General features: G+C 60.6%; 1 protein-coding gene. It reads right to left on the bottom strand.

What is annotated here, in order from left to right; genetic code table 11:
* The coding region (locus Q3C01_RS44930) for an outer membrane protein (RefSeq protein WP_458151758.1) at positions 1 to 503 on the bottom strand (503 nt) is incomplete at both ends.

The raw sequence follows: 503 nt of genomic DNA, 5'->3' as shown, positions 1-503 counted from the left end.
CCGCCGAAGCGGTAGTTGAAGCGCACTGTGACCATATCAACGTCCTGACTAACCCGATCGCCGAGGAGGGTGGCCCCACTGGGCAGTAGCACGCCTGTGAAGGTGCGGTCGTCATGCCCCATCCAGAGATGGTCATATTCAAGACCGACCGACCAGTTCGGCGAGAAGCCATACTCCCAGCCGACACCCAAGGCACCGCCCCAGCGCGTGTGACTTGCCGAGTCGAAACCGATCCCGGTGATGTTGTCGAAGACATCAAGACGATTGTGGGTCACGGCCGCGCCACCCTTCACATAGAGCAGTGAGGCGTTCCACGCCCAGCCGAGTTGGGCCGTGAATAGGCCAATGCCGTCGGTTTTCCCCGTGGTCGAGATCGTCGGATCGAACAGGCTGACGCGCGTGTTCTTGATGTCAGCCCAATCGCCCTGTGCTTCCAATCCGAACACGAACTGATTGGTTTGCCAGCGATACCCGATCTGTCCGCCGACAAGGCCTCCGGAGCG

This window comes from Bradyrhizobium sp. UFLA05-109, from assembly GCF_054185165.1.
This window is presented reverse-complemented; position numbering and strand designations above follow the sequence as displayed.